We start from the raw sequence: 4483 nt of genomic DNA on the forward strand, positions 1-4483 counted from the left end.
ATAAGATGGCGTCCCTACGGGGATTCGAACCCCGGTTACCGCCGTGAAAGGGCGATGTCCTAGGCCTCTAGACGATAGGGACGTTGCGAGGATGGCGGTATCTTATTGATCCGCCACCAGAGTGTCAAGTAGGTGTGGTGCGAGTTTGTTCAAAATATAACAGAACAGTTCAGCGGTCTTTTGAGTGTCGTATAAAGCTGAGTGGGCTTCTCTACCATCGAACTCAATTCCTGCTTGAATACATGATTTTGCAAGAACCGTTTGACCAAACATCACAGCACTTAAGGTGACGGTATCAAAGACCGAAAAGCTATGAAAGGGATTCTGATTTTTGGTCCCTGTACGATTAATAGCAGCTTGTACAAAACCTAAATCAAAGTGGGCGTTATGACCGACCAAGACCGCATGTGTACAGTTTTGTTGGCGACGAACTTCATTGACGGCTTTAAAAATACGTTTTAATGCTGTTTTTTCATCTTCAGCCATAGCCATACGCATGGGGTTAAAGGGATCAATTCCAATAAAGTCCAATGAGCGACGGTCTAAGTTTGCACCTTCAAATGGGTTGATATGCGCATGATGTGCAGGCCCTGGGACAAATTGACCTTCTTCATTATAAATAATCGGAATTGCAGCGATTTCCAATAAGGCATCGGTCTGTGCATTAAAACCTGCTGTCTCGACATCGACAACAACAGGTAGAAAACCACGGAAACGCTGACCAATTATTGGCAATGTTTCATTTGTCACACTTTTCTCCATTGAATGGTTTTACCCGCATACAGCGGAATAATCTGTTCACCATCCAAATAGTCTAAACTTTCAGGGATGACTTGGTCTTCTTTTACTAGTGTAATTGTTGAAGTATTGCGCGGTAGACCGTAGAAATCGGCACCAAAGTGGCTTGCGAAACCTTCAAGGCGTTCAATTTTGCTTACTTGATCGAATGCTTGTGCATAAAGTTCAATCGCAGTTGGTGCACTATAACAGCCTGCACAACCACATGCGTTTTCTTTAGCATTTTTAGAGTGTGGCGCACTGTCTGTACCTAAGAAAAACTTAGGGTTGCCACTGGTTGCCACTTCAAGCAATGTTTGTTGATGGGTTTGACGCTTTAAAATGGGTAAGCAGTAGAAGTGCGGCTTCACACCACCGACCAACATATCATTGCGATTAAACAATAAATGCTGTGGGGTAATCGTTGCTGCTACATTACGATCTTGTTCTAAAACAAAGTTGGCTGCTTCACTGGTGGTGATGTGCTCTAAAACCAATTTCAGTTTTGGGAATTGTTTGAGTAATGGAGAGAGTACTTCATCTAAGAAGCGCTTTTCACGGTCGAAAATATCGACATGATTATGCGTAACTTCACCATGTAACAATAAGGGAACTTGATGCTCTTCGAGTTGCTCAATGACGGCATAGACTTTACGAATATCGCTCACGCCATTGTCAGAGTTGGTGGTAGCACCAGCAGGGTAGAGTTTGATTGCATTTACAAACTCAGAGTTTTTAATCTTCTTTACTTCTTCAGGAGAAGTTGTATCAGTAAAATACAATACCATACGTGGGTCGAAAGTATTACCTTCTGGTACGTGCGCCATGATGCGCTCGCGATACGCATTCGCTTCCTCGACAGTTTTGACAGGAGGCACTGTATTTGGCATACAAATAGCGCGAGAAAACTGCTTGGCTAAATCGGGAACAGTACGTTGTAATGCAAGACCATCACGAAGGTGAGCGTGCCAATCATCTGGCTGGAGAATCGTAATCGTATTCAAGGCGATTTCTGTCAGAGAAATAAAACAGATGATAATGCATATACGTTAAAAATGGTAACGACAAATAAAGACATATTGTCTGATTATTATGATTAATCTTTGTAAATTTGTGTTATTTTTAATCGACTACAAGAATTAAATCTGGTCTGGTATGGAATATAAATATAACCTCGCCAAACTTCAGTACGATAAAGAAAAAATGGAAGGGCTGATTGCACGGCATAATCGTCGTGTTGGGCAGGTTTTCCCGCAGAAATTAGAGCAGGAGTTTTGGCGTTTAAACTTAGAACGCGCACGCCGCAATATTAATGACTTTTTTTGGTCAGGTGTTTTGGTCTATTTTATTTTTGCGGTCTTAATTATTCCTGGTGACTATTGGATTATTGAACAGTCACACTTCAAAGAAGATTTCATTCATTGCCTATTAGGGCTACTGAACGGTGCAACCTGTCTTTTATTTCTTTATGTTTTTTCACATTTTGTAAAGCTTAAGCCTTTTTTTGCTTATGCTGCTTTGTTTGTCGTGTTTTGGGCAGTGGTCTCGACGACTTGGCTCACCATGTCTGTACATACTGAAGCTTTGCGCCACCAAGCAATGATGATCATTTGTATGATCTATGTATTGGGGTATTTGTTGACTGGGGTAAAACCTTTATATGTTTTTATGACAGGTATCGTAGCTGCTGGTGTTTCTTTTTTAGTTCTTATTTCGACTTTGGTCAAGTTTGATGCAATTGTGATGAGTCGCGTTATGTTTGGGAGTTGTTTACTAGGCTTTGCCATCGGGCGCATGATTTATGCTCGCGAACGTATCATTTTTCTAAATATTCGGCGTGCGAAAATTAGTGAAAAAATCCATCGGATTCATACTTCTGAGCTTCTACATTTGAGTCAAAATGATGAGTTGACGAAAATTTCAAATCGTCGAAATTTTGATGAAATGATGGATACTTATTATGAACAATCCCGTCAAGATGAAACACCTTTATCTATTTTGTTTATTGATGTTGATTTTTTCAAAAAATATAATGATTTCTATGGGCATCAAAAAGGTGATGATGTCATTTCATCCATTGCTAAATCTATTAAAAATGCAATTCGGCATATGGATTTTGTTGCGCGTTATGGTGGCGAAGAGTTTGTCGTGTTATTACCAGAAACCGATGCACATGGCGCTTATGCGGTGGCTTCGAATATTTACCGAGCGATTGAGCGTTTGGAAATCCCGCATGAAATGTCTGAAGTATCTGCATTTGTGACCATTAGCTTAGGAATTACGGTCTTTAAAGGTGAAATGGATTTGAGCAAAGTAGAGTTACTCAGGATTGCTGACCAAGCCTTATACCGTGCCAAGCAATTAGGGCGGAATCAGATTTATTATCAGCCTTTAACCACATCGAGTTGTACTGAATAAAGCATAAAAAACCGCTCTTATGAGCGGTTTTTTTGACATGGAATCAACTTATTTGTTCTTGTCTTTCAACTGTGGAACAGCAGAACCCGTACCTACAGCTAGCAAACCAGTATTGGTATAAATACCAAGTTTCGCACGAGTATCGGTAATGTCTAAGTTACGCATCGTTAACTGCCCAATACGGTCCATTGGCGTAAACATTGAATCACCTTTCTCCATCGTCAAACGTTCAGCTTCATAAGTGAGGTTTTCAGATTCAGTGTTCATAATCGTGTAGTCATTACCACGACGAAGTTCTAAAGTCACAGTACCTGTGATCGCTTTCGCAACCCAACGCTGTGCAGTTTCACGAAGCATTAATGCTTGAGAGTCGAACCAACGACCTTGGTAAAGCAAACGACCTAAGCGTAAACCGTTAATACGATATTGTTCGATCGTATCTTCGTTATGAATACCCGTAACCAAACGCTCATAAGCAATATGTAGAAGGGCCATACCAGGTGCTTCATAAATACCGCGAGATTTCGCTTCAATAATACGGTTTTCAATTTGGTCAGACATACCTAGACCATGACGACCACCAATACGGTTGGCTTCAAGAATGAACTCAACAGGATCTTCGATACGTTGGCCGTTGATTGCAACAGGGAAGCCTTCTTCAAAAGTAATAGATACTTCCTCAGCTTTAACTTCTACATCGTCTTTCCAGAAAGCAACGCCCATGATTGGGTCAACAATTTTGATCCCTGCATTGAGGTATTCAAGATCTTTTGCTTCGTGTGTTGCACCCAGCATGTTTGAGTCTGTTGAGTATGCTTTTTCTTTCGACATTTTGTAGTCAAAGCCGTTGTCGATCAAAAATTGCGACATTTCAGCACGACCACCTAACTCATCAATAAACGTTTGGTCTAACCAAGGTTTATAGATTTTAAGTGCTGGGTTGGTTAAGAGACCATAACGGTAGAAACGTTCAATATCGTTGCCTTTATACGTTGAACCGTCACCCCAAATGTTGACGTCATCTTCTTTCATTGCGGTAACAAGCATAGTACCTGTAACTGCACGACCTAAAGGCGTGGTATTGAAGTAGGGAACACCGCCAGTGCTGATGTGGAATGCACCACATTGAATCGCAGCAATACCTTCAAGCGCAAGCTGTAAACGGCAATCAACTAAGCGAGCTTTTACTGCGCCATACGCTTCCGCTTTTTTTGGAATCGCATCGTAGTCGTCTTCATCAGGCTGACCTAAGTTTGCTGTATAAGCATAAGGTTCTGCGCCTTTTTGT

General features: G+C 41.2%; 4 protein-coding genes and 1 tRNA gene. 1 reads left to right on the top strand and 4 read right to left on the bottom strand.

Translation table 11 applies throughout. The features are described 5' to 3' along the window. Positions 1-6 precede the first annotated feature (6 nt). The 3 genes from B4F08_RS11535 to pyrC form a co-directional block, all read right to left on the bottom strand. Positions 7-82 (bottom strand) — tRNA-Glu (locus tag B4F08_RS11535). Positions 83-102: 20 nt separating this feature from the next. Continuing rightward, a complete protein-coding gene (gene rnt / locus B4F08_RS11540) occupies positions 103-762 on the bottom strand; it encodes a ribonuclease T (RefSeq protein WP_086207780.1) in 660 nt (219 codons plus the stop codon). Next, entirely contained in the window at positions 747-1781 is a 1035-nt protein-coding gene (gene pyrC / locus B4F08_RS11545) for a dihydroorotase (RefSeq protein ID WP_086207779.1), read from the bottom strand. Before pyrC ends, rnt begins: the two co-directional genes overlap by 16 nt. 151 nt (positions 1782-1932) lie before the next feature. Between pyrC and B4F08_RS11550 the strand changes: the two genes are divergently transcribed. After that, the gene (locus B4F08_RS11550; RefSeq protein WP_291374430.1) at positions 1933-3195 is read left to right on the top strand and encodes a GGDEF domain-containing protein; all 1263 of its coding nucleotides are present in this window, start codon (positions 1933-1935) and stop codon (positions 3193-3195) included. Between the two features lie 48 nt (positions 3196-3243). Here B4F08_RS11550 and argG read toward each other — a convergent pair. Continuing rightward, positions 3244-4483, bottom strand: a 1240-nt coding sequence (gene argG, locus B4F08_RS11555; RefSeq protein WP_291374431.1) for an argininosuccinate synthase, incomplete at its 5' end; no start/stop codon positions are given.

Origin of the sequence: Acinetobacter sp. UBA6720 (assembly GCF_002454215.1) — a bacterium.
GTDB lineage: Bacteria > Pseudomonadota > Gammaproteobacteria > Pseudomonadales > Moraxellaceae > Acinetobacter.